Annotated in this window: 21 protein-coding genes; 9 read left to right on the forward strand and 12 right to left on the reverse strand. The window is 42.9% G+C overall.

Translation table 11 applies throughout. The features are described 5' to 3' along the window. Positions 1 to 435, reverse strand: a 435-nt coding sequence (locus F6K20_RS02970; protein ID WP_287293665.1) for a cysteine desulfurase family protein, incomplete at its 3' end; no start/stop codon positions are given. 104 nt (positions 436 to 539) lie between these two features. Then, positions 540 to 920 carry a DUF7682 family zinc-binding protein gene (locus F6K20_RS02975; RefSeq protein ID WP_008178278.1) on the reverse strand — a complete coding sequence of 127 codons (381 nt, stop codon included), beginning with the start codon at positions 918 to 920 and terminating at the stop codon, positions 540 to 542. A 252-nt stretch (positions 921 to 1,172) separates the two neighbouring features. Here F6K20_RS02975 and F6K20_RS02980 point away from each other — a divergent pair, with 252 nt between their 5' ends. From F6K20_RS02980 to F6K20_RS02990, 3 genes are all read left to right on the forward strand, one after another. Beyond that, positions 1,173 to 2,618 (forward strand): phospholipase D-like domain-containing protein, encoded by a 1,446-nt coding sequence (locus tag F6K20_RS02980; protein WP_353736719.1) that lies wholly within the window; start codon positions 1,173 to 1,175, stop codon positions 2,616 to 2,618. A gap of 625 nt (positions 2,619 to 3,243) precedes the next feature. Continuing rightward, the gene (locus tag F6K20_RS02985) at positions 3,244 to 4,470 is read left to right on the forward strand and encodes an RNA-guided endonuclease InsQ/TnpB family protein (RefSeq protein WP_287293667.1); all 1,227 of its coding nucleotides are present in this window, start codon (positions 3,244 to 3,246) and stop codon (positions 4,468 to 4,470) included. 50 nt (positions 4,471 to 4,520) lie between these two features. Next, positions 4,521 to 5,672, forward strand: a complete 1,152-nt coding sequence (locus F6K20_RS02990) for an aspartate carbamoyltransferase catalytic subunit (RefSeq protein ID WP_008178268.1) — start codon at positions 4,521 to 4,523, stop codon at positions 5,670 to 5,672. 20 nt (positions 5,673 to 5,692) lie between these two features. On the opposite strand, the gene F6K20_RS02995 is transcribed toward F6K20_RS02990, so the two are convergent. The 6 genes from F6K20_RS02995 to F6K20_RS03020 all read right to left on the reverse strand — a co-directional run bounded on the left by F6K20_RS02995 (position 5,693) and on the right by F6K20_RS03020 (position 13,646). After that, positions 5,693 to 6,583, reverse strand: coding sequence for a DUF8581 family protein (locus tag F6K20_RS02995; RefSeq protein ID WP_008178266.1), 891 nt, complete (start codon positions 6,581 to 6,583; stop codon positions 5,693 to 5,695). Between the two features lie 90 nt (positions 6,584 to 6,673). Then, entirely contained in the window at positions 6,674 to 6,916 is a 243-nt protein-coding gene (locus F6K20_RS03000) for a hypothetical protein (RefSeq protein ID WP_287266338.1), read from the reverse strand. Between the two features lie 103 nt (positions 6,917 to 7,019). Further along, a complete protein-coding gene (locus F6K20_RS03005) occupies positions 7,020 to 9,107 on the reverse strand; it encodes a hypothetical protein (RefSeq protein WP_287293669.1) in 2,088 nt (695 codons plus the stop codon). A gap of 711 nt (positions 9,108 to 9,818) precedes the next feature. Then, positions 9,819 to 10,253: a hypothetical protein gene (locus tag F6K20_RS03010; protein ID WP_287293671.1), complete on the reverse strand. Its 435-nt coding sequence runs from the start codon at positions 10,251 to 10,253 to the stop codon at positions 9,819 to 9,821. A gap of 430 nt (positions 10,254 to 10,683) precedes the next feature. Next, the gene (locus F6K20_RS03015; RefSeq protein WP_008183126.1) at positions 10,684 to 12,654 is read right to left on the reverse strand and encodes an ATP-binding protein; all 1,971 of its coding nucleotides are present in this window, start codon (positions 12,652 to 12,654) and stop codon (positions 10,684 to 10,686) included. A gap of 53 nt (positions 12,655 to 12,707) precedes the next feature. Continuing rightward, entirely contained in the window at positions 12,708 to 13,646 is a 939-nt protein-coding gene (locus tag F6K20_RS03020; RefSeq protein ID WP_008183124.1) for a phosphate/phosphite/phosphonate ABC transporter substrate-binding protein, read from the reverse strand. A 1,496-nt stretch (positions 13,647 to 15,142) separates the two neighbouring features. Here F6K20_RS03020 and F6K20_RS03025 point away from each other — a divergent pair. Continuing rightward, the gene (locus F6K20_RS03025) at positions 15,143 to 16,903 is read left to right on the forward strand and encodes a choice-of-anchor I family protein (protein ID WP_287264718.1); all 1,761 of its coding nucleotides are present in this window, start codon (positions 15,143 to 15,145) and stop codon (positions 16,901 to 16,903) included. Positions 16,904 to 17,369: 466 nt separating this feature from the next. Here the strand turns inward: F6K20_RS03025 and F6K20_RS03030 are convergent, their stop codons facing one another. Further along, positions 17,370 to 18,818: a hypothetical protein gene (locus F6K20_RS03030; RefSeq protein WP_008183121.1), complete on the reverse strand. Its 1,449-nt coding sequence runs from the start codon at positions 18,816 to 18,818 to the stop codon at positions 17,370 to 17,372. 246 nt (positions 18,819 to 19,064) lie between these two features. Then, complete coding sequence (locus F6K20_RS03035; protein ID WP_008183118.1) at positions 19,065 to 19,505, reverse strand: secondary thiamine-phosphate synthase enzyme YjbQ; 441 nt, start codon at positions 19,503 to 19,505, stop codon at positions 19,065 to 19,067. A 61-nt stretch (positions 19,506 to 19,566) separates the two neighbouring features. On the opposite strand from F6K20_RS03035, the gene F6K20_RS03040 reads away from it, so the two are divergent. The 3 genes from F6K20_RS03040 to F6K20_RS03050 all read left to right on the forward strand — a co-directional run bounded on the left by F6K20_RS03040 (position 19,567) and on the right by F6K20_RS03050 (position 20,934). Then, on the forward strand, positions 19,567 to 19,809 hold the full coding sequence (locus F6K20_RS03040; RefSeq protein ID WP_008183116.1) for a DUF8620 family protein: 243 nt from the start codon (positions 19,567 to 19,569) through the stop codon (positions 19,807 to 19,809). A gap of 34 nt (positions 19,810 to 19,843) precedes the next feature. Beyond that, positions 19,844 to 19,966: a hypothetical protein gene (locus tag F6K20_RS03045; protein WP_287293673.1), complete on the forward strand. Its 123-nt coding sequence runs from the start codon at positions 19,844 to 19,846 to the stop codon at positions 19,964 to 19,966. A 134-nt stretch (positions 19,967 to 20,100) separates the two neighbouring features. Beyond that, entirely contained in the window at positions 20,101 to 20,934 is an 834-nt protein-coding gene (locus F6K20_RS03050; protein WP_287293675.1) for a cyclase family protein, read from the forward strand. Between the two features lie 115 nt (positions 20,935 to 21,049). Here the strand turns inward: F6K20_RS03050 and F6K20_RS03055 are convergent, their stop codons facing one another. Further along, on the reverse strand, positions 21,050 to 21,223 hold the full coding sequence (locus F6K20_RS03055) for a hypothetical protein (RefSeq protein WP_287293677.1): 174 nt from the start codon (positions 21,221 to 21,223) through the stop codon (positions 21,050 to 21,052). 90 nt (positions 21,224 to 21,313) lie between these two features. Between F6K20_RS03055 and F6K20_RS03060 the strand changes: the two genes are divergently transcribed. Together F6K20_RS03060 and F6K20_RS03065 are read left to right on the forward strand one after the other, a co-directional pair. After that, positions 21,314 to 22,402, forward strand: a complete 1,089-nt coding sequence (locus F6K20_RS03060; protein WP_287293679.1) for a ParA family protein — start codon at positions 21,314 to 21,316, stop codon at positions 22,400 to 22,402. 589 nt (positions 22,403 to 22,991) lie between these two features. Continuing rightward, a complete protein-coding gene (locus tag F6K20_RS03065; RefSeq protein ID WP_287293681.1) occupies positions 22,992 to 23,384 on the forward strand; it encodes a hypothetical protein in 393 nt (130 codons plus the stop codon). A 159-nt stretch (positions 23,385 to 23,543) separates the two neighbouring features. Here the strand turns inward: F6K20_RS03065 and F6K20_RS03070 are convergent. After that, positions 23,544 to 24,927, reverse strand: a 1,384-nt coding sequence (locus F6K20_RS03070; protein ID WP_287293683.1) for a hydantoinase B/oxoprolinase family protein, incomplete at its 5' end; no start/stop codon positions are given.

Consider the following 24,927-nt stretch of genomic DNA (forward strand, 5'->3'; position numbering starts at 1 on the left):
TATGATGGAGACTAAAACCGTATTTGCCTGTAGGGCAGCTTTTAAATCACTGGGATTGACCCGTCCCAGAGAATCCACTGGTAGCCTGGTCACTTGCCAACCCCACTGCTCCAACATGGCCACTGGTTGAGCGATCGCAGAATGCTCTACACTAGAAATAATGATATGCTGGGGTTTTTTGTAGCCTTGGGCAACCCCCATCACTGCCAAATTATCCGCTTCAGTACCGCCAGAGGTAAATGTAATCGATTCCGCTGGTGCATTGATTAACCTAGCTACCTGTATTCTAGCTCGTTCCAGTACAATGGCCGCTCGCTGACCCCACTGGTGTAAGCTAGAAGGATTACCCCACTGCTGGGTAAGCACATCTTGCATAGTTTTAATGACTTCTGGGCGTGGTGGTGTGTTGGCGCTATAGTCCAGATAAATTTGCATGGGTTTTCAGGCAACCAGCTATCTCTATCTTAAGCATATAACCTTTCCAGGTCTCTCTCCAACTGATGACTAATAACTGAAAACTAATAAGTAATGACTAATAACTAACCACCTGGTTTACCAACATTATAGTCCTCGTGGGACAAAACCGCGTGAGGAACCAATAAGCTACCCTGGTCGTGACAAATCATTCGGTAGTTGCGCGTTACAGGAATACTGATGATCCAGCGGTTGTGGCGCAGCCGCTTGCCACCAAATTCTCTGTAATCCTGGTGATTTTCCAAACCAGCGATTATCCCACGGGCTTTGACCACCACATGGGTAGGAAGGTTTTTTAAGTCAATGGGATCATCTTCAAAACTAGACTCCCACTGCCGTTTTTGCTGTTTTTTCTCTTCCCGTGCTCGGTTTTTTTGATCACATCGGTGGCATGTTTTACCATACCCCTTGTGGCCACACGGGAATGTTTTCTTTCGTCTTGGCATAAGACACTAGTTCGGGTTAAAGTCCCTAACCCGCTAATTAGGCTTTGGTGTAAACCATTCCATAAAAAAAGGCAATTAGGGGAGGGAGTTGAACTTGATGGCAACTGATATCCCCTGGTATTTTATGTTAATTCAACAACTGCATCTATTTGAATATTGTGCTGTTAGCATGGGGAAATCAGCTATCCAATCGGGTTTTTTGATGCCTTGAGTTCCCAACCAGCGTGCATTTACTGGAATTTGTATTATCTTTTGCTGATACTATTGATTTTGTGTGGCTGTCAACAAGCTCAGCCACAGGTGTCTCTTGAACCCCCTTTGCCCCAAGACCCTTGGGTTCAGGCTTACTTTAATCATAGTAGGTCAGCCCAATACACAGATCCTTACCGGGGAGTAACTCGGGAGGGAGATAACTTGGAGCAAGTGATTGTGGATGCGATCGCATCAGCAAAGTCCACAGTAGATGTGGCGGTTCAGGAGTTGCGTATGCCCAGAATTGCCCAAGCTTTAGTAGAACGTCAGCAAGCTGGTGTCAAGGTCAGAGTCATTTTAGACAATAACTACAGCCTTCCGGTAAGTCAACTGACCGCTGAGTCAGTGGCAAAACTCCGCCAAAGAGAACGCTCACGCTACAATGAGTCCCTAATATTGATCGACCGTGACGGAGATGGTCAGCTCAGTGCAACGGAAATTTCAGAAGGAGACGCTTTAATCATCTTAGGAAATGGTGGTGTACCTATGATTGATGACACAGCGGATGGTTCTCGGGGCAGTGGCTTAATGCATCATAAGTTTATAGTTATTGATAACAAAGTTTCTATTATTACCTCAGCAAACTTCACTCTTAGTGATCTACATGGTGACTTTCAGTTTCGAGAGAGTCGTGGCAATCCCAACAATCTACTTAAGATTGACAGTGTAGAGTTAGCTAAGCAATTCACCCAGGAATTTAACCTGATGTGGGGGGATGGTGCTGGCGGTAAACCAGATAGTAAGTTTGGTCTCAAGAAGCCATGGCGACCAGTAGAGCAAGTCACACTGAGAGATACAACTGGGGGGGATACAACTGTGGGGGATACAACTGGGGGAGATACAACTGTGGGGGATACAACTATCGCTATAAAATTCTCTCCAACCTCCACTACCAAACCTTGGCATCAGAGTACCAATGGTGTGATCGCTCAAATTCTTCCTCAGGCTAGGGAAACCATTCACATAGCTTTGTTTGTCTTTTCCGAGCAACGGCTAACCAATGTTTTAGAGGAATCCCATCAACAGGGTGTTCAGCTCAAAGCGCTAATTGAGCCAAGTTTTGCCTTTCGCTATTACAGTGAGGGTTTGGACATGATGGGAGTAGCTGTTGCTCACAAGTGTCAATATGAGAGTGGTAACCGTCCTTGGCGTCAACCGATTGCTACCGTCGGTGTGCCTCAGTTGCCAGAAGGAGATGTCTTACATCACAAATTTGCCATTCTCGATGGAAAGACAGTGATTACAGGCTCTCACAACTGGTCAAAAGCAGCAAATACTAGGAACGATGAGACCTTGTTAGTTATTCATAGCCCTATGGTTGCTGCCCATTTTGAACGGGAGTTTCAACGCCTCTATGGCAAAGCAGTGAAGGGAGTACCAGTTAGAGTTCAGCGAAAGATTAAAGCACAACAACAAAAATGTGTGCCTCTTGATCCACATTCTTGAGTAGAGCATACTATTGAATAGTTAGCATGACGGGTTATACCCCTCAATTAAATAGATGTGTTATATCAAGTCCAGTTAATCACTTTTAAAATGGTCTGTTGTTTTTTGTCGTTAGTCATTAGTAATTGGTAAAACCTCCACCTGCTAACCTTAATCGATATCTAGGGTTTCCTGGGTGTCAGAAATTCTCAAAGCTGTTAGCTGTCCGGTAAAAGAAGCCCCACATCTCAATGCTACGCCATGAGTGTGGTCAGAAGTTACCGCAATCAGAGGGTCGCCTTTATAGTTGGCAGGCTATGCATAAAAGAGGTGCGACCCGTGGCGAATTTAATTACGGGTCAAGCGCACCTTTGGTTAAAACTCGTGGAATAAGGCTCCACTCTTCTAAGGTTTCATCTCCGGGATGAATTTTGCACAGGATATGCACGGGACAGGGAAGCGAGCTATTAAGCTTCTTACTAATTCAGATCAAGTCATTCCACGTCGTTCTGCTTCTTGCTGTAACTGTCTTTTCTCGAAGTCAGTAATCCTGATTATCAGTTTCTTGTCTTTCATTTTTGGGTTGTCATAAGTTTATACACTTTATTATAATTAGAGTCGGTCGATAAGTAGGATGACAACGAACATGAGAATAGCATATCAGTATAAATTTAAACCGACAAAAGTACAGAAAATATTGATAAACAATTGGCTGTCAATGTTATGCGCTCAATATAACTACCTTTTGGCCGACCGGTTTTCCTGGTATGAACAAAATCGCTGTTCTATCAATGCTTGTCCCCTTGTCTGCCATCTTCCCGATCTAAGAAATAATCCCGATTATTTTAGTCAAAATAAAACTCTCCCAAACCTCAAAAAAACTCATCCTTGGTATAAAACAGTTCATTCTCAGGTACTTCAGGATGTAGTAAAAAGAGTTAAATTGGCTTTTGATAGGTTCATAAAAGGAGATAGTAATGGGAAACGGAGCGGGAGACCTAGATTCAAAAAGCGTCATCGCTACCGTACTTTTACTTATCCACAAATGAAAGAGGGGTGCTTGGAGGGTAATCTGATCAACCTACCAAAACTAGGAAAGCTCAAAGTCATCCTTCATCGCCCAATACCTGCTGGATTCAAGATAAAAACAGCAACTATCACCAAAAAATGTGATGGCTACTATTTAGTTTTATCTCTGGAAGATAAAACAGTTCCTGAGATAAAACCTGATATTAACCCTGACTCAATAGTTGGTATTGATGTTGGCCTCAAAGAGTTTTTGACTACTTCTGAAGGGGAAACCATTAATATTCCTCAGTATTATCGGAAGTCTCAAAAACGGTTAAAGGTTATCCAGAAACGAGTATCCCGACGCCAGAAGGGAAGTAACAACAGACTTAAGGCTATCAAGCAACTTGGAAAACAGCATAAAAAGGTAGCAGATAAACGGAAGGATTTCCACTTTAAAACAACCAATTATTGGCTATCAAAGTATGATGTAATCGCCCACGAAAAGCTAAACGTTAAGGGGATGGCTAAATCCCGATTGGCTAAATCTGTGTTGGATGCTGGGTGGTCAAGCTTCCTGGCGATACTGACAAGCAAAGCCTTGAATGCTGGCTTGTTGGCTATTCCAGTAAGTGCTCAGAACACCTCACAGAATTGTTCCAATTGCGGGAGGAAAGTTCCTAAAAAACTGCATGTCAGATGGCACGATTGTCCTCATTGCGGGTGCAGTCTTGATAGAGACCATAATGCAGCGATAAATATAAAAAACAGAGCGGAAGGGCAGTCCGTTCTTAAAGCCCAGCGCCTCCTAAGCAATAGCCGGATTGGCTGGGAAGCCTACACTGAACCCAACGAGTCAGTGTAGGAGCTGTCACGAGCAGCAAAACTAAGTTATTTAATTGCTTGACGACTTATATGGCAAATGCCACCTGGACTCGCCGCCATATTCTTGCCCTGGCTGATTTTACGCCAGATGAATACAATACAGTTTTACAAACTGCCTCTAGTTTTCGGGAGGTACTGTCCCGACGCACCAAAAAGGTACCTGCATTACAGGGTCACGTGGTTGCAAATTTGTTTTTTGAACCATCAACCCGTACTCGTAGCAGTTTTGAACTAGCGGCTAAACGTCTTTCTGCTGATATCCTAAACTTTGCACCAGGAACATCTTCCTTAAGCAAGGGCGAAACGATTCTTGATACAGCAAAGACTTACCTGGCAATGGGAACTAATATGATGGTGATTCGCCATCGGCAGGCGGGAGTTCCTCAAATTATTGCTACTGAGATGAATCGACTCGGTGTCCAGGTAAGTGTACTTAACGCTGGTGATGGTCAACATGAACATCCTTCTCAAGGATTGCTGGATTTGTTTACAATTTGTTCTTGCTTAGACTGGGACAATCCCCGCATAGAACTGCTTGCTGGAAAAAAAGTTACCATTGTTGGAGATATTTTGCACTCACGAGTTGCCCGTTCCAATATCTGGAGTCTCCTGGCGACAGGTGCAGAGGTTCATCTGGCTGGACCACCTACCCTACTTCCGCAATTATTTGCTGAATACAGTAGTACTCGTCTCCAACAACCTAGGGAAAAGCAACAGCAAGAGTTATGGGCTAAGTCTAGCCTTGGTCACCAGAGGCAGTACACCGAAACCCCTGTGATTTTAAAAACAACGGTACCGATCACAAGTCAAGCCAGCCATTCCCTTACGTCTACGCAACAGTTACCAATTAGTCATCCTAAGCTCTATATTCACTGGGACATTGAACCAGCACTAAAAGATGCTGACTTTGTCATGACCTTGCGGCTGCAAAAAGAACGTATGACGAGTCATTTGTTGCCTAGTTTGAGAGAATATCATCAGCGTTATGGGATTACCCGGGAGCGCCTCCAACTTTGCCAACCCAATGTTCACATTCTCCACCCTGGTCCAGTTAACCGAGGGGTTGAAATTAGTTCTGAGCTGATGGATGATCCCGAGATTAGCTTAATTCCTCAACAGGTGACTAGTGGAGTTGCGGTTAGGATGGCGCTGCTTTACTTAATCGGTAGTGGTAAGTTGTGACAGCTCATACCCTGAGTACATCAATTGCGCCAAGGTAAACCGTCACCATTACCCCATCTCACTGACCCCTGTACCAAACCCAAAATAAACTCTAGCAATCCTCTCCACTGCTGTTGACTAGCAGTGACTCCTTGCTTATGGATGTGTAGAATCAAATCTCGATCAGGATGGTTAACAATTTCCTGAGCATAGCGGTTGATCACATCACCATCTAGTTGAATCACAGTTTGGGCGCAAATTAAATCATTGATTGACTTGACATTTGCCCGTTGCTGTGAATTAGTTTTTAGCAATGCCTGATTCCGACTATCCAGTGCTGCTTTTAGTTCACTGAGCTTACGCAAACAACGCAAGAAACGATTGTTCTTAAGAATCTGTTGCGCTTGAAGCATTTCTTCTGAACTGCTGGTTTTAGTAGGGTTTGGTAGTCGGGTGTTAATTTGGTGCAATTCTACTGTTGGGTCGGTGAGGATTTCTTGGCCTCCTCTAGCCTGCTCTAGAACAGTGGGATCATACAAGGGTGAATGGGGATCACTCAGAAGCACGGTGTACTCTAGTTCTAAGGTTTTACGTAACTCAAGGTAGCGATCGCGTAAAGACTGATGAATTCCCTGTTGCTCTAGATAGTCTGCTGAGATCGGGTAAATATCCCGGTAAGTTTCCCAGGGGATGAACTTATCTCCCTTAATTTCCTCCACTACCATGGTGTTAACTTCTAAAGCTGTGATGTCAATCAAGACATCCCCCAAAGAGCCATAAAATTCATCAAGGGTTTGACCTAATCTAGAGGTAACATCAGGTGCGACCCGTGGCGAATTTAATTCGCCAAGGTCAAGGGCACCTCGTTTGAAAGGTGATGTTGCATCAGTAGTTGCTGGTTGCTTACGGTTTCTGGTCTTGGTCACGGCCATCGTAATTGTATAGTAACTACCCTAATATAAGTGGATATAAGTGGAAGAATTATCGTAAGCATTCAGCAGTCAGCAGTCAGCCGTCAGCCGTCAGCCATTCGCTACGCGAACAGTAGTGTGGCCATAAGCCATAAGCCATAAGCCATAAGCCATAAGCCATAAGCCATAAGCCATAAGCCATAAGCCATAAGCTGATAGCTGATAGCTGATAGCTGATAGCTGATAGCTGATAGCTGATAGCTGATAGCTGATAGCTGATAGCTGATAGCTGATAGCTGATAGCTGATAGCTGATAGCTGAATGCTTACGAATTATCGATTTCGACTCCTCCATGGAATCAAAATCGACCTAGGGCAGTCTGTAGATCACACTTAAGAGTATGATGTAAAGCTTACTGCTTATCCTTTAGCGCCAGAAAAAGCTAATTACCCCCAGATTAATCCTCTTTTTTACGTGGTTTTTTAATAAATAGTGACTCTTCTAGGCTAGGCCAATTATCATCATCAAGTTTTATGGGCTCAGATTCAGTCTGTTGTGCCACAGGAAAGTCAAACAAATCTTCCATGAGGTCCTCAGATGCTTTCTCTGATTGATCGGTGATCTCAGAGATTTCTAGAAACGGATCTAACTCTTGAGATTCATCCTGATTAACTTTATGGTTATCAGTTAGGTCATCAGTTAGGTCATTGGTCAGTTCTGAAGTATCTGGATCTTCCGAAGGTGCCGATAGATCCAAGCTATTTCCTAGAGATGGATAAGATTCCAGTTCATCAGTTGGGAAATCATCCCAGTCTTCATCAAGTTCTAAATCTGTTGCTGATCCATTGAGATTGCTTGGTGCAGTGAACGGATTAGCGTTTTTCGTTAATGTATCCCACTCATTATCCTCAGAGACATCCAATGAATCTATCTCAGGAGTGGTCAATTCTAGTGATGACTCCTGCGGTTGTTCCAACATCCAATCATCCCAATCCTCATTTTCTTCTAGCTCCAATGATTCTAGGCTAAGGATGTTAGTTTCTGCATCAATCTGTTGTGTGTCTTCTTCAAACAAATCACCCCATTCCTCTTCTAATTCATGGTTTGAAGCCTCAGTTGTGGGTTCTGGTGATAATGGTGTTGACTCCAAATCTTCTAATGTCAGGAGTTCCCAATTTTGATTATCCACTGCATCGGATGGCTTTAAATCAGCAGGTTCCGATTGTTCTTCAACGAATTCCTGCCATTGTTGATCAATTTCTGCATCTGAAACGTCTTGGTCACTTAGCTCCTGATCAGGCACAGATTCCAGTAATTCCCACATCGAGTCATCCCAATCGTCCTGTTCAGTTTCCGCTTCTAATGCCTGGGTGCTATCTGTGGATGGCATCAGTGAGGATTCCAGTTCGGCTGAGGGGACTTCTAGCAATTCCGGCTCAGTTTCTAGGAAAGAGTCGGGACTAGCCTGGGTTTCTTCTGGAACTGGGGGTGGAGGTACCAAGATTGACTCCAGTTCTGGTGCCGTATCCGGTAGAAAGTCAGGACTAATATCTGTTTCTTCGTCAATGGGGGGTGGAGGTACCAAGACTGATTCCACTTCTGGTGCCGTATCTGGTAGAAAGTCAGGAATAATCTCTGTTTCCTCTTCAATGGGGGGTGGAGGTACCAAGACTGACTCAGTTTCTGACCACCTATCCTCTAGGAAGTTTGCTATTGCTTCTTCCTCCTTCAATTCACTAATCTCTGGCAATTCAGTAGTCTCTGGAAACAAACCAGTATCAGAAACTACTTCATCGACTACTTCATCCACCAATCCAGGTTTTATGATTGGCTCAGTTACGGTGTAGGGATTAATCAATGAATCATCAAGGTTCCCTGGGGTAGGAGCTGTTACTGACTCAAGGTCAGCAGAGATGGTTGGGGGTGTTTCTGGTGCTGCCTGAGTCGGTTTGACTTCGGCTGGGGGAGGTTCTGCTACTAACTCCGAGGCAGACGCAACTGCTGCTGCTGCCAATCCAGTCCCCAAAACCGCTTTAGTAACTGTATCGACACGATGCTCTGTCTGTGACTCGACTGACTCGACTGACTCGACTGACTCTATGGCTACTCTAGTTTCAGTTACCGGTTCTATGCTTGGTAATAAATGGGTTTCACCCCTAGGGGATTCAGGCTCTATAACCCCAGTAGTGCTAGTTGGGTAACCTAGAGTGAGTAGAACCTCAAAGAGCTTATGCAGACTCTTGAGGTTGCTCTGAATAATTTGATTGCCTTGAGCCACCTGATCATTGTGAAATTGCCGCAGTTCTCTATAGCGACCATTGCCGATAAACTGGTCTCCTACTTCATTATCGATGGCACCGTTAATAGTATCAATGCGGGTACACATACGATGACCAGGTTTTGCCTGGGCTGCATCTAAATCCGTATTGGTGTCAGCTACCCAGGTGGTAATTTTCAAATCAACTGCTTCGCTCAGGGCTAGGACAAGAGCCTCTTTAATATTCCCTGTCTTAAGGTATTGTCTGAAGTCATCGCTAGGAGCCATAATAATATACTCGCGCTTATTAGGGTAGTTTTGTAATTTAGTTTAGATTGATTAATAATAAATAGTTTTTGATATTCCCACGTCCACCCTTGGGTTATAGTGGTAGGATTCTTTAAAGGATATAGCTTTTGTTGAAAGTTTCTCAGTGACTGTGAAGACCCAACCGTCAACCGTCAACAAACACTTGGTTATTTCAATTCTTTAGGTTAAATTTATATCAGACCACAACCAGTTAAGCAACCTAGCAGTGGCCATTACTGCTGAACACTTTGCCTGTCGCCGAAGTAGCAGATCACCTCAATACATTGATTCAATCTTAGGCTTACTGGGTTAGGCTTGCTGGTATGTTTGTGGTATAATTAATAGGTTTTGCGTGGCATGCCAAGCCAAAGCAATGCGCGCCTTTGAATCAATTACCTTTAGCAGTTGTTATTCCCTGACGATAGTAGGTCTGTTTAACAGTAATAATAACTAAATTATGCCTGAATTTCTGCATTTATGACCGTGGCTAAAGGGTTGGCCTCATTACTACCCAGGCTTAAACTGTGGTATTGGTAGTCACTTGGCTTGTTACGGTGGTTACGAGGTTTTGCGATCGCATCCAAGGCATTCTATAGGCTATCTGTAGGGTGCGTTATTAACGCACCGTAATAGTTATAGCTGTTCTCATAGCAATGAGGTACACAGGATTTTTTTCCTATTCCCTATTCCCTATTCCCTATTCCCTTTTTTGGCAGATAGACTAGAGCTACTATCAGTACCTAGGTCAGACCCTTGGGGTAGCCGACCCATGGTAGTACTCAGAACAGTAAACAGTTGTTGCAAATTTTCCAAATTTTGCTGAATAGTCTGGCGTCCTTGTTGTACCTGCTGTAGGTGAAATTGCTTCAGTTCAGTGTAAGGTCCATTGCCCATAAACTCTGAACCAACTTCGTTGTTGATTTCACCATCAACAATATTCATGCGAGTACGCATTTGACAATCAGAGGTTGGCTGGTCTAGCTCAGCTGAGGAATGAGGAGCTGGGGTAGATGAGGATACCCAAGTTGTAATTTCTAACTCCACTGCTTCACCTAGGGATAGGGTCAGGGCATCCCTAATGTTACCTGCCTTGATTTGTTGTTTAAAGTCGTCTTTAGTGGTCATGGATTTTTTTGTTGCCCTAGTCCTTCGTTCTTAGTTATTAGTAGTCAGCTCACAGTCTGCTGGTAATTACAAGCGATGCAGCGCGGTCTTGGGGAGGCAGCGCGGTCTTGGGGGTTCCCCCGGAGACGAAACCTTAGACAGGCTCGCCTTTATGGTTGGTAGGTTATGCAAAAAAGGGTTAAAACTTATTGATTAAGGCGAGCCTGTCTTACGGTAACTTCAAACCACTCGCGCTTTGCCGTGGTTTCCCCGGAGACGAAACCTTAGAGAGGGTCGCCTTTAATGTCGGCAGGTTATGCAGAAAAGGGTTAAATATTTTTTAATAAGGCTCCACTCTCTTACGGTAACTTCAAACCACTCGCGCTTTGCATCAAGACAATGTCAAACATCTGAATGCGTAGTGCTATACCTTTTGCCTTCACTTAACCCATTACCCATTACCCATAATGCCCTTAGGTGTTTCTGTTTTGGGGTCATTTACTATAGCAGGGCAACGGATGCTAAAAGTAGAGCCAACACCAATCTGGCTTTCCACCGTAATTTGACAACCCATCATCTGGCAGAAGCGTTGGCTGATGGAAAGACCTAAACCCGTTCCACCATACTTTTTGGTGGTTGAATTATCTGCCTGGGTAAATGGTTGAAATACTTTGTTAAGTTGTTCTGGAGTCATACCAATGCCAGTATCAGCTACCGAGAATATCAACCAATGATCAGATTCGAGATTCGCTAAGGTATTGGAGGAGGTAGGAATATCGATTGTGGTGTAGGAAGCACTTGAGGATCTCGAATAAGGTTGGGATAACTCCAAGATCAGTTCGTTCTTGCCATTGCTATGGTTACTTCCTTCACGCTTAATGCTAAAAGTAATCGTGCCTGTTTCAGTGAATTTAGCAGCATTACTTAGCAAGTTTAACAGAACCTGCTTGAGCTTAGTCCGGTCAGCCACCATTGTGCCGAGAGAGTCAGCACTGCTGATCTTTAGACTATTGTTCTTTTTCTGCATCAGTGGCTTAGCAAGGCTTTCCAATTCCACTATCAGGGTAGTAACATCAAAGCTTTCTAAGTACAGGTTCATCTTGCCCGCTTCAATCTTTGAAATGTCTAGAACATCACTGATCAGTGTGAGCAGGTGCGTACCAGAGTTCCAAATCTCCTTTAAGTCAGAGACGAACTCGTCATAGCCTAACTCCTCGGCATCTTCCCAGAGCAACTGACTTAAGCCAAGAATACCGTTAAGGGGTGTCCGTAGCTCATGGCTCATACTAGCCATAAAGGCACTCTTGGCATGGTTAGCTTCTTCAGCCGCTTCTTTTGCCTGTTGCAACTCAATCTGAGCCAACTTGTTCTCCGTAATATCCCGGACAATGGTCAGCACTTCTTTATCTCCACTGACCACAATCCGTGCTTCAAAATGGCGGCGTTGGCCATTAATAAACCTCTCATGTTCAAAGATTTGGGTCTCCCCAGTTTCCAAAGCTTGCTGAACATTGCGGATATAAAGTTGAGCTATCTCTAGTGGTAATGCATCATACACCGTTTTACCCAAGACTTGATCAAAAGACCCAAAAGAGTTCTGATTCCTTGCCACTTTATAATCTAGAAATGTACCATCGTGACTAAAGTGCAACATTAAATCTGGAATAGCATTGAGCAAGGCTCGATTTTTACCTTCACTTTGGCGCAGATCTGCGGTTTGCTGTTCCAAACTTTCAATGAGTTTTCGCAGCCGGGAAGTCATCCGGTTAAAGGAATCTGCCAACACCGCTAGCTCATCCTTGGTGTGAACAGTAATCTTCTGGTTCAAGTCCCCAGCCGCCAGACGCTGGGTTGCAGCAGTCATCTGTTGCAATGGTTCAGTGATTGACCGACTCAGCAGCAGTGCCAACAGGGTACCGGCAGCGGCTGCAGTTATTGCCACCACTAGACCTTGATTGCGTACCGCAGCAATTTTATTGTTCAGGGGAGCTGTAGACAGTCCGACACTAATCGCTCCCACTGTCTGATTCCCGAGAATCACTGCTTTCCCAACAGTAAGTTGGTCAGCATCCCAATCAACATATATCTTATCACGTTTTAGCCTTAGCAGCTTCTCGCCAACAGGGTCACTCTCGATACTATACACCTGACCATCTACCGAATCGGCTTTGGCTACGATCCGTCCATCTTTTTGGTAGATAAAACCCTCCTCCACTAACCCCTGATCCCCCAGCTGCTCCATGACCTGCTCCAAAGAATCAGGATCTGCAAGGTAGAGCGCATCAGCAGTCACTAGGATCAGAGTATTAAGCAATAGATTAGCCTGTTGCTTGAGTTCTTTACGAAAGGTTTGTTGCTCACGGTGCAGAGATAGCATGGTGACACTAGCCACTGCCACAATCACCAAGCTAGTCATGGTCATTGTCAGTTTAGTGGCTAATGGCCATTGTCTCCAGCTAAATCTGCCCATGCAATTTACCGATTCTCAACAATGTTGTATAACTGTTGCATCCTTTCCAACCCCTGTAGAGTTGGGAACTCATCAAACTTAGCAGTCTTCTGGAACTTAGTCAGCACTTCTTTGCCCTTGGGGTCGTTATGCATGGTACTCAGGATACTCTTGAGCTGAGCCAGTAACTCAGGATCCATATTGCCTGGAACCATCACGACTTGCCGAGGTACTTTTTCTGTTTCAGCCAAGATACTCATGGCTTGGCGGACATCCTCGGGGACTTGCTCGAAAGTCTGGTTATCCACTGCACCAGCGTCTGCCTTTGAGCTAATCACCCATTGGATAGTATTTTCATCATCATCACTGAAGATATACCCCACCTCATTAGCTGCCACTACATCACTGCTTGATCCCTTTTCATTAGGCTTCAAACCTGCTTCAATCAGATAAGCCATAGGTAACATATAGCCAGAGGTCGATTGTCTATCATCAAACGCGATCTTCTTACCCTTGAGGTCAGCTAGGGATTTAATCCCTCGGTCTTTCATAGTAAAGATAATCGTGTGGTACTCAGCATCACCCCGTTTCCAGCGGCGCAAAATTGCTTGAGCACCAGACTCTTCATTAATCCTCATGGCTGGGTAGAGGCTATCGAAGTATAGGTGTACCTCCCCTTCTTTGAGCCAGTTGATCATGGTAGGAAAATCCGAGGCAATTTTTACTTCGCCAGTTTTAATATCGAACTGACTCAACTTGTCAGCCAGGTAATTTGCCAGGGGCTGGAAGCGGCGGATCTTTTTAGCTGGATTTTTTGAAATATCACCTAAGACAATCACCTTCGTGTCTTCAGAAATTGTTGATGGCTCTAAGTTAGGCTTTGATTGATCTGCTGGTTGAGTACAGCTCACTAATGAAGTGAGCAGACCAACGAGCATAACTTTTCCTAACAGCTTGGTTAACATAGTGTCCTACTCTCAATTACAGTTAGAACCGATGTCTTCACAGGTAGATACTAGGGTTAGCCATGTCAGGATGGCTACCTTAGCCAACTTAGCAAAGTTTTCAGTGAATCTACCTAAGAATAGCGATTTACTGCAGGACACTCTACCTCAACACAAAAGCCCATAGGTAAATTCACTGATTCGGTTATCCCCTTGAACTGTAGATGCCTTAGTAATTGCTTGGGTTAGGTGAAGATCAATACAGGAAAACTTAATGCCAGAACACCCTAGTGCAGTTGGGCTAGAGCGAGTTGCATGCTTAGAGGGAATGACACACTCGCCTGATGGACAAAGGGAAAAGGTATTCCTCTTACCCCAAGGCCTTTTCCTTAGCCCTTTTCCTTGTCCTAGTAGGTATTGCCTCCGAACAATCATCTCTTTGAAAGTACCTTAGTTTCACCAGTTTCACCTCCCCATAGACACCCTGTGCTAAAGCAGACCTTGCATAGCTCGAAGCTCCGGTTTCTTGAGAAGTCATAGATTACCTCCCGGTTAGACAATGACTCTTGAGCATCGGAGTAGATGCATTAGTGTGGTAGAACCTAGGAGCTATTTTATATGGTATCACTTTATCTGGTCATATCACATTATCTACTTACTAGCAATTGTTTTGACAACTTAATAGTTATGGGATCTTAATGTACACCTTATACTAGACTATATCGAATTGCATTATTGTAGTTTTTTATAGTTTATAATTGTATTTTTTTGTATATTTAGTGTTTTTTTTAAATATATGGAATATATTCCCATTAACAATAGTAAGCTAAATATCAAATAATAACGACATAATTAAATTAATGTTAAACAATTTTATATTAATTTAATTATTTTTCGTTCCAGGATTAAGTTATAATTGAAAATTATACTTGGTCGTATAACTAGCTCGACGCTCTAAATTTGGCGTAAAAAGGTTAACTACCCTAAATAATATTGATACGGCATTTTACACTCTGCTATACATAAATAATATTTAATATATTTGTTAAAAACAAATAACAATAGCTAGTTTTATATATAAAAAACTATAACAAAACAAATAGTAATTATGATTAATATTCAGAGTTATAATTAAGTTTTTAGATAAAAACTTAATCAGATATCCAAAACTATGCTAATATTTCTTAATCATATTCTGTAAATTACCGCCAAAGTGGCGTGAAACAAAGTTGGATTAGCTTTTAAATTAAAGTTATCCCATCAGGCTGTGGTGATTCCTTATTTAAAGATTGAGTAAAGAATTTGTGAAGTTTCAGTAAAGATTTGGTGAAGTCTCAGTGAATATTACTAGAACTACACGAAATTGATCACTGATATAAAAAATTGCTCATATAAATTGCATCATAAATTGGATCAGAGGCATTTCATTTACAGTATTAGCTAAGTATTACCTATACCTAGACACAGCCAGGAACACCATGGTAAAACATCAGAGTCCATCCATTTTTCCTAGAAAAATGCCTAAAATCATACAATCAACCTTATACTCAACATTGCTGTTGGGTATACTAACATCACCTGCCGCCGCCTTCTCCCTAAACATCAAACCGATTTCTACCTTTTCCACGGGAATCTTCGATGATGGAGCGGCGGAGATATCGACTTTCGATCCACTCAGCCAAAGGTTATTCGTTACCAATGCTAGTAGCAATCAAGTCGATGTCCTGGATTTTGTCGGAGGCAACCTCTCGTTATCCACCACCATCCCCCTGGCATCGTTTGGGGCAACACCAACCAGTATTGCCTCTAGCAATGGCTTACTAGCGGTTTCCGTAGCCAATGAAGTGGGAACTGATCCAGGAACAGTGGCTTTCTTTGACACCAACGGTAACTTCAAAACATCGGTCACAGTTGGTGCCTTGCCTGACGCGGTAACCTTTACCCCAAATGGCAGAAAGTTACTAGTTGCCAATGAAGGAGAGCCAGCCTTTTCAGAGACTTTAGGTCAGATCGTTAATCCAAAGGGGTCGGTTAGTATTATCGACCTTCTTGACCCGAAGCATCCTACTGTCAAGACTGCAGACTTTAGTTCGTTCTCAAAACAGGATCTGGAAAACCAGGGAGTGCAGCTGTTTGTCGATGCATTCGAAAAAATTGAGGCTTCATCCCAGGAGGAATTCGGCATTGAGGATTTATTCGAGTCTCCGATTACCCCTGATCGGGATATCGAACCGGAAAACATCACTGTCTCACACGATAGTAAAACTGCCTGGGTAGCACTTCAGGAAAACAATGCCATTGGTGTTCTCAATCTAGAAACTAATGAGTTCTCCAAGGTTGTGGGTCTCGGTGTCAAAGATCACAGTGAGCCTAATAATGGTTTAGATACTAGCGATAGAGACGATGCTATCAATATCGAAAACAGGCCAGTGTTTGGGTTATTCCAGCCAGACCAACTTGATGTCTATACCGTTGACGGCATAACTTACTTAGTTAGTGCTAACGAAGGCGATTTCCTCCGGATTGAGGGTGACTTAGACGGTGAAGAAGAAACGTTTTTCGAGGAAGATGAACGGATAAATGACTTAGTGTTAGACCCAACTGCCTTCCCTGATGCGATCGCTCTACAAGAAGATGATGTTCTAGGACGTTTGCAAGTTTCAACGATCAATGGTGACCCTGATGGAGACGGTGACTTTGACCAACTGTTTGCCTTTGGAGGACGCTCCTTCTCAATTTGGGAGGTAACACAGGATGGCTTAGAGCTAGTTTTTGACAGTGGCGATGCTTTTGAACAAATAACTGCTGACCTATTTCCGGATTTCTTCAACGCTGAGGGTGAGGAAAACAACTTTGATACCCGCAGCGACAATAGAGGTCCGGAACCCCAGGGCATCAGAGTGGTTGAGTTATTCGGTCGCACCTTTGCCTTCATCGGTTTTGAGCAGATTGGTGGCTTCATAGTCTATGACGTTACCGATCCTGAAAATCCATTCTTTGTCAATTACATCAACAACCGCGACTTCCTAGGAGATCCTGAGGCTGGTACAGCAGGGGATCTTGGTCCTGAAGGATTGCTTTTCATCTCAGCAGAGGATAGTCCTAACGACACACCGATGCTAGTTCTTAACAATGAGGTCAGTGGCACAACTACTGTCTACTCAATCGAACAAGTACCAGAACCAAGTTCTCTATTGGGTCTGTTACAGGTTATTGCTTTAGGGTGTATCGCTTGGAAGGGAAAGCTTTCAACAACATGTAAAGAGACTAGCCTTTAAAGGCAAGTAAGACTGGGGGAATAATATCTCCTCCAGTTTAATCACTGACTATGCAGGTAAATCGTTAATTGTTAATTGTTAATTGTTAATCGTTAATTGTCTATGTAATTATTTAGGTGTAGGGGTTGACAAACTCTGTAACGTGTAAATTTGGCAGCAAAAATCAGCAGATTTGGATTGTTTAATACAGTTTGAGTCAGGCCGCTGGCAAAATGCTCAAAAGAGCTTCTAAAGCCACCCCAAAACCTGAATAATTACATTGTAAATTTTAAATTTTAAATTTAAAATACACACCACAGCCTTTACTCTAATCAACTTAATCTAAATTTAATCTAAGTTTTATCGAAATTTAATCTAATCAATGTAATAAAACTGTTTTAATTTGGTATTAATCCATCTGCCCATTACTCCCTAAAATAATTTATGATTGAGGGTAAAAAATTAATTAATTGGGTTATGAATTTGGTCAAGGCCAAGGAATCTGGGGATTAGCGGCCAACTCGCTAGCCACTGCTGCTGCGCCGTATTGATTCAGATGACTCGGATCAGCAAAATACTGATTTTGGTTTAGCCACTGCCTCCCCATATCGATAAAGATAAATCCTTGATCAGTTTGTTTGAGCATCCACTGTTGCAATTTCTGTTCACGACTCAGACGCACTGGATCTAAATAGTCTTTGGTAAGGGGTAAGTTAACCACCACTAAGGGAATATTTTGTTTCTTCAAAAAGCTTTTAATAGCATTGACAGCAGTAGTCTGCTTACCGGCAAAACTGAAGGGCTGATAATCGGCATCATATCTCCCTGACACTCGTGGATGGCTCCGATAGTAAATTTTTGGGTTAAAGGTGCCATTCATAGGGAGAAAACCATTAGCATTGATGGCAAAAGTACTATAGCCAGTGTTGGCGGGAGTTGACTGTTTTGAAACCAGTTGCAGGTTGCAGGTTGCAGGGTCTAGGTTGCAGGGTCTAGGTTGCGGATTTGAAGTTAAGGTCGCTGTTGCCCAAAGTCTAGTTTCCGGTGCCCATTTTTGATAAATTTTACTAGTAACACTGGAAATAGTAGACTCAGAAATAGCTTGGCAAGTATTGGCTGATTCCTTTTGACTTTTAGGAAGTGTGGGGCGATCGCCTGCCAACAAACGTTTATATCCCTCAGAGGCGACAAGGGATTGATAGGTGCGGTCTACTCGTCCACTATTGAAGGCACGCACCCCATCAGCCCAGATCACTAACCGTGGCAATTGTTCTGGAGTCAGGAGCTGACGGAGTTGGAAGTCAACAAATTGAGCTGTGGCACCATTGACCCCAAAATTGAAAACCTTTAGCTCTCCTTTGCCTAATATCCCTAAGGATTTTTGGAGTTGCTGAGGATCAAGCCCTTGCAATGCCCGGGAACTACCTACAATGAGAATGTCAGGCCTACCAACGGCAGCAATATAGGATAGATAAAGCCGCAGCTGCTGATCAAATATTTCGTTATCAAAACTAGAGAAGGGCAAGGATGACGTGGTTGCTACTGCTTCTAGGTAAGCTAACTCTAGGTTCTTGATATATTCAGCAATTTTTTTTTGAGCAAAAATCCGTTTAGGACTGTCTGCTGGGATAGCTTGCAAATCCTCAATGGCTTGAATCCACTCATTGATCACAAAATTCCAATCTTCTGTTGATCGAGCCAATTGTGCCATACCAGTTGCTCTTCGTTCTTTTTTCATACCCTTGGTAATCGGATCAATAGAAGAGCAGGCTGGGGGAGAAACCTGATCGACTACTTGATTGCCAGGGGATACTGCTAGTGAGGGGAGTAGTGTGTTTCCTGCATGGTAGAGTGGCGTAGTCTTCCAAAAGCCAGCGGCAAGTAGAAGTGATACTATGGTAGCGCTACTGTAGAGTCTAAACCAGAATTTCGGCATAGTTTCGCTCTTGGTACCCTCAACTTACTTCAATCAGTTCAAACAGAACTATGTTGACACTCCACCTTCTGAGAAGGAAAAGGATTATTAGTGAGAGCGAGTCCAATATTATCTAGTTTAACACAACTTTGATACCAATGTATTAACAGAGTTTGCTCAGTTCATTCTATCTATAATTATCTATAATTAGGATAAGGAGGTTTAGTTAAACCGTTCTGCTTCAGCCAATTCGTAGTAAGACAGTTTTTAGGTTTCACCACATAGTTGAATTAAAACAGTTCTGTCTCTAGGTCCATCTAATTCAACGAATAAAACCGATTGCCAGGTGCCCAAAGCTAATTTGCCATCAATAATAGGAATATATTCGCTGTTGTTTAGCATCATTGCCATTAGGTGAGAGTGGGCATTGATCGGCTCATCAGGAGGTACAATCCTTAAGTGCAGGTCATTATGGAGATATTTACCATCTTTAGGGGCTAGCTTGTTTAGATGGACTTTGATATCTTCGAGTAATCGTTCTTCATATTCATTAATTGCTAACGCAGTAGTTGTATGTCTGGAAAAGACTAAAGCATGACCGTTTTTAACCCCAGTAACCTCTAGTAATTTGCTGATGTAATCGGTGATATTGTAGATGGCGATAGGTTCGTGGGTTTTAAGTTCGATTATTTCACTCTTGACCAGCATGACTGCACACCAATAAACTAATAACGTTGACAAGTAAACTAAAATTCCAGAAATTTTGAAGATGAAAGAGCAACTGCTCCGTTGGCTTAACCAAGTTTTAATGTTCGATGTTTTTCTAGTCTTATTGAGCTTTTTTTGGTTTGCGATCGCATTGGTTGGTCGTTCGGTTGGTATTCCCTTAGGACTGGAACTATGGTACAGCCTTTGGGAACCAGTATTTACTCCCGCCATTGGCGTGCTGATGGCTGGAGCCATAGTTAGTGGACTAATTAACCAGATTTCTAAGCGTTTGACGTCGAATTGAGTGAATAAGTGCGTCAGTACGTCAGTCCTGAGTAATGAATATAGGAAGTAACTGGTCTATAGCATTTTTGGTATGGGTAGAACATATGGATAAAGCATGGATACTGATTCGTAAGCATATGCGCTACGCGCACGCTACGGGAAAAGCAGTCAGCTGACTGCTGATAGCTGATGGCTGATAGCTGATGGCTAATAGCTGAATGCTTACACTGATTCATTCTTAATCCTTAATGCTTCATGGTTTATGCTGAATCCTTGATACTTCATTTCATACTTTTTATAGGCAAGAGCCATGTTGCGTAAAGCTTTGTTGGTCTTAACCATGATTGTCATAGTCGGTTTGGCAAACCCGAGCACTGCCCAAACCGCTGAGTACCCCAGTCTTTGGGATAAATTAGCAGAACTAAAGTCTCATGAGTTTGTGGATTTAACCCATACCTTTCATCCCCAGATTCCCCACTGGCCAGGCTTTGATCCTGAAACACGCACCACAACCTACTACTACGATGAGATGATTGGCACCAAGGGGTCTGGATTTTGGGCACAGCGCTATAATATTCCTGGTCAGTGGGGTACCCATGTTGATCCGCCAGCTCATTTCGTCAGGGGTAAACGGTTTCAGGATGAAATCCCGGTCACTGAAATGGTGCTACCCCTGGTGGTAATCGATGTCAGCGACAAGGTCAGTCACAACCCCGACTATCAAATTACCCTGGAAGATGTACAAGCTTGGGAACAGAAATATGGTTTGGTGCCAGAAGGGGCATTTGTAGCAATGCGTACGGATTGGTCTAAGGCTTGGCCAAGTATGACCAAAATGCGTAATGCTGACGCTAATGGTATTGCCCATTATCCTGGCTGGAGTGCTGAAGTACTGAAATATCTTTACGAAGAACGCTACATTACTGCTTCCGGTCATGAACCAACTGATACTGACCCTGGAATTGCCACTAGCCAAGGGGACTATTCCCTAGAAAATTATATTCTCAGCCAAGACAAGTATCAGATCGAGTTGCTGACTAACTTGGATCAGGTGCCGGAGTATGGTGCGATCGCAATAGTAACTTTTCCTAAGCCCCTGAAAGGTTCTGGTTTCCCAGCCAGGGTGTTCGCAATTATTCCCTAGTAAGGCAAGAGGCAAGAGGCAAGAGGCAAGAGGCAAGAAATTATATAGGAATTTTTAGTTGCGTAGGGTGCGTTAGGGGCGGGCTTGCCCTCATCTTCAACACCGAGCGCCAGTGTTAGCTTGCTGCCCGTAACGCACCAACCAAGGGCTCGCACTGATTTTCCGCCTCGTAGCCACCGTTGGGACAGCCCGCCCGGAAATGAAACGGGCAAGATGCCCGTTCCACCAAGATGCCCATTCCACCCACCGAGTCAAACACTAAAAATGAGATGCACCCGTCACCCCACACCCAGTAAGGCTAATCATGCTGTTTGTCACCCCCTCAGCAATAATGGTAAAATTTAATTCTTAACTAAGGAAAAATTAAAGTGAGTAAATCATGACTAAAAAAGTTATTTCAATTTTCAATAACAAAGGGGGTGTTGGAAAAACAAATATTATATGGAATTTGGGAATAGCACTTGCCGACAAAGCTAAAAAAGTTTTATTTATTGATTTTGATCCTCAGTGTAATCTTTCTATTGCAGTTATTGGGTATGAGGAATTTGAAAAATGTCTTGAAAATGATGAGAATTTTCCTTTTGGAAAGACCATTAGAAGCTATATACAACCTTATATTCAATCACTTGAAAATACTCAAGTTTTTTCAGAAAAACCAAAATATAAACCCAAAAATAATAATAAAAATAAAAGCTTATTTTGGGACAATATAGATATTATACCTGGTGATTTTTGGCTGAACAGATTTGCCGATTATTTAAACGTTGGTAGTGATGTCAATGGTGGAAATGGAATTCATAGATTTCTTGTTCTTGAAAGTTTAATCAAAAAAATAGAAAAAGAAAGAAATGTGAATTATGATTATGTACTGATCGATTTAGCCCCTTCATTTAATACACTAGTTAGATTAGCATTGTATTGCTCAGATTATTTTTTAGTCCCTTGCACAGCTGATTTATTTTCAGCTTATTGTGTAGGGTTAATTGGTGAAGTACTACCATCATTTATTGATGATTGGATTCAAGGTAAAAGTAAATATTTAAAATTAAACCCATATGACAAACTTGTTTCTAATAAAGGAAAACCAAAATTTGGAGGATGGATTTTTAATGGGTTTGATACAAAGGTAAAAAAAGGAGCAATTAATAAAATTGCAGCTGACAAAGCTCAATTTAATAAAGTTATAGCTTCAGTAGAAAATAATCTTTTACCGAAATTAAAGAGTGATATTGAGGATTATGAATGTGTTCCAAATTTTGTACCTAGAGAACCTGTTGCAGAAATAGAAGATTTAAATACAATTGCATCAGATAGTATAGTACAAAATATTCCTATACAATATTTATCCAAAGAAAAACCAACGAGAGAGATACAAAATGGTTCATGGTCACAAGGTCAAAAAAGATTAATGTCAAGCATGAGTGAACAATATAATTCTTTAGCAGAGTATATAATCAATAATTTTTGAATGTTAATCCGAAGCTGGGATTATCTGCTAATACTTATTTTTTTATTAATTAGGGTCTGCTGCATAAGTGTGGAAGCCATGCATCAGAAGGGTTTCAATCATTTTTGGTCTCGCCAAGTGCAAGAAAATGGTATCTAATAGGCTCAAAAACCTTGCACCTTCATGGAAAATTCCCTAAAACCATTAACCATTAACCTCACCTAAAACCTAAAACCTAACACCTAACACCTATTCAAACCCGAAAATTACGACTTATTCAGCAAACCCTAATTAGTCATGATTAGTCGGGTGCATATCAATACATACTGTTTGACCGGGTGGGTGGAATGGGCATCTTGCCCGTTAGAATTTTCCGGCGGACTGTCCCAATACTGGCTAGCGAGAAAATCAGGGGTAGCCAGTCCACTACGCAACTGTAACAGCAATAAATCACCAATCAATCGAATTGGTATATAGGGCTGAGCGCTAATATTTAGGAACCTTTTGGAGATTCAGTCAGTCTAATAATTCTAATGGAAGAGGTTATCTCTCAACAGGCAGATCTAACCTAAGAGCAGTAGCTCAATTTCTCAATTTAGAGGACACAAAGATGAAAGGGATTTTCGGTGCTCTACTACCAGGACTGATCACAACCGGTTTTGTAGGCGCAACACTACTACCCGCTGCACCGGCGGCTGCCGATGATTTATTAAGAGATATCGGTATTGGTGCGGCTGCTGGTGCAGTAATTGGAGAATTAACTGACAACGGCTCATTGATTGGTAATGGTGCCAATGGCGCTGCTGCTGGTGCTGCTGTCAATGCTAGTAAGCGGGATAGAACTAGAGCTCAGCGCAACAGTGCTGGGAGTCTAGTTCAAGATGTAGGGTTTGGTGCTGCTGCTAGTGTGGTCACTGGCGTAATCATTGACAATGGCTCAGTAGTGGATAATGCGGTTAAAGGCGCTGCTACTGGTCTAAGCATTAACCTCCTAGACCGTTGAGATTTTTAATCGTTAGTAACCGATGTTTATTGGTAACGCTAAGTAGGTTAGACTTACTTAGCGTTACCTAGGATAAATGCTCACCTTCATCGTGCAGCATTTATCCTGCTGGCTTAGCCCAAAGGAAACACCAATGCGATCGCATTCGCCCCCTACCAATTAGGATTCACTATCACCACTATCCAAACCATATCCGCCACCTCCAGGGGTCTCAATCACAAACACATCACCTGTATTCATTTCCACTACCCCAGTACTACCCAACTCCTCAACCGTTCCATCCTTCCGTTCCACATAATTTTTTCCCAAAGCACCCGCTTCACCACCATTTAACCCAAAAGGCTTGACCACTCGACGTCCAGATAGAATTCCTGCGGTCATAGGTTCTAGGAAACGAATCTTGCGAATCACGCCATTACCCCCACAATGAACGCCCTTACCGCCACTATCGGGGCGAATCCCAAACCTATCCAAAAGTACTGGAAATCGCCATTCCAACACTTCTGGGTCAGTTAAGCGAGAATTGGTCATGTGAGTATGTACCGCATCTGTTCCATCGAAATCAACCCCTGCCCCAGAGCCTCCACAAATCGTTTCATAGTATTGATAGCGCTCATTGCCAAAGGTAAAATTATTCATAGTACTCTGAGAAGCCGCCATCACTCCTAAAGCACCATAGAGCGCATCGGTTATTGCTTGGGATGTTTCCACATTGCCAGCTACCACTGCTGCTGGATAAAGGGGATTGAGCATAGAACCTTCCGGAATAATCACCTCCAAAGGCTTCAGACAACCAGCATTGAGAGGAATATCATCATCCACTAGGGTGCGGAAGACGTATAGCACTGCTGCTTTGCATACCGCTGACGGTGCATTAAAATTACTGTCTAACTGAGCAGACGTACCGGTAAAATCAATCTTGGCACTACGGTTGTCCCGGTCAATAGTAATGGTGACCTGAATCTTAGCACCCCCATCTAACTCATAGCTGAAACTGCCATCTGTCAGCACATCAATCACCCGGCGCACCGACTCCTCAGCATTATCTTGGACATAACCCATATACGCTTGCACTGTCTCTAATCCATAGTGGGCTACCATCTGCCGTAACTCTTGGACACCCTTCTCGTTGGCAGCAATCTGTGCCTGTAAATCAGCTATATTCTGAGTCAGATTCCGGACTGGGTATTGACCCCCTAACAGAAGTTGGGTTATTTCATTTTCTCGGAATTTACCATTCTCAACCAGCAGGAAATTGTCAATTAATACCCCTTCTTCCTTCACACTCGTACTGTTAGGAGGCATGGAACCGGGAGTGATACCACCGATGTCAGCATGGTGTCCTCGGGAAGCGACAAAGAATAAAGGGGAGAGGGGAGAAGGTTCCTTTAGCCCTAGGGAAGAGTTGAGGAAAACTGGGGTAACAAGGGTGACATCTGGGAGATGAGTGCCACCGTTATAGGGATTGTTGAGAATATAGACATCCCCAGGTTTGAGAGTATCACCATGGGCATCAATCAAGCTGCGGACACTTTCACTCATT

Source organism: Moorena sp. SIO2C4 (assembly GCF_010672485.1).
In the GTDB taxonomy this organism is placed as follows: domain Bacteria; phylum Cyanobacteriota; class Cyanobacteriia; order Cyanobacteriales; family Coleofasciculaceae; genus Moorena; species Moorena producens.

Bases quoted from the DNA above. Each gene is read 5' to 3' on its own strand.
- F6K20_RS02975 (WP_008178278.1), bottom strand. From the start codon at position 920: ATGCCAAGACGAAAGAAAACATTCCCGTGTGGCCACAAGGGGTATGGT.
- F6K20_RS02985 (WP_287293667.1), top strand. From the start codon at position 3,244: ATGAGAATAGCATATCAGTATAAATTTAAACCGACAAAAGTACAGAAA.
- F6K20_RS02990 (WP_008178268.1), top strand. From the start codon at position 4,521: ATGGCAAATGCCACCTGGACTCGCCGCCATATTCTTGCCCTGGCTGAT.
- F6K20_RS02995 (WP_008178266.1), bottom strand. From the start codon at position 6,583: ATGGCCGTGACCAAGACCAGAAACCGTAAGCAACCAGCAACTACTGAT.
- F6K20_RS03000 (WP_287266338.1), bottom strand. From the start codon at position 6,916: ATGGAGGAGTCGAAATCGATAATTCGTAAGCATTCAGCTATCAGCTAT.
- F6K20_RS03005 (WP_287293669.1), bottom strand. From the start codon at position 9,107: ATGGCTCCTAGCGATGACTTCAGACAATACCTTAAGACAGGGAATATT.
- F6K20_RS03010 (WP_287293671.1), bottom strand. From the start codon at position 10,253: ATGACCACTAAAGACGACTTTAAACAACAAATCAAGGCAGGTAACATT.
- F6K20_RS03015 (WP_008183126.1), bottom strand. From the start codon at position 12,654: ATGACCATGACTAGCTTGGTGATTGTGGCAGTGGCTAGTGTCACCATG.
- F6K20_RS03020 (WP_008183124.1), bottom strand. From the start codon at position 13,646: ATGTTAACCAAGCTGTTAGGAAAAGTTATGCTCGTTGGTCTGCTCACT.
- F6K20_RS03025 (WP_287264718.1), top strand. From the start codon at position 15,143: ATGCCTAAAATCATACAATCAACCTTATACTCAACATTGCTGTTGGGT.
- F6K20_RS03030 (WP_008183121.1), bottom strand. From the start codon at position 18,818: ATGCCGAAATTCTGGTTTAGACTCTACAGTAGCGCTACCATAGTATCA.
- F6K20_RS03035 (WP_008183118.1), bottom strand. From the start codon at position 19,505: ATGCTGGTCAAGAGTGAAATAATCGAACTTAAAACCCACGAACCTATC.
- F6K20_RS03040 (WP_008183116.1), top strand. From the start codon at position 19,567: ATGAAAGAGCAACTGCTCCGTTGGCTTAACCAAGTTTTAATGTTCGAT.
- F6K20_RS03045 (WP_287293673.1), top strand. From the start codon at position 19,844: ATGAATATAGGAAGTAACTGGTCTATAGCATTTTTGGTATGGGTAGAA.
- F6K20_RS03050 (WP_287293675.1), top strand. From the start codon at position 20,101: ATGTTGCGTAAAGCTTTGTTGGTCTTAACCATGATTGTCATAGTCGGT.
- F6K20_RS03060 (WP_287293679.1), top strand. From the start codon at position 21,314: ATGACTAAAAAAGTTATTTCAATTTTCAATAACAAAGGGGGTGTTGGA.
- F6K20_RS03065 (WP_287293681.1), top strand. From the start codon at position 22,992: ATGAAAGGGATTTTCGGTGCTCTACTACCAGGACTGATCACAACCGGT.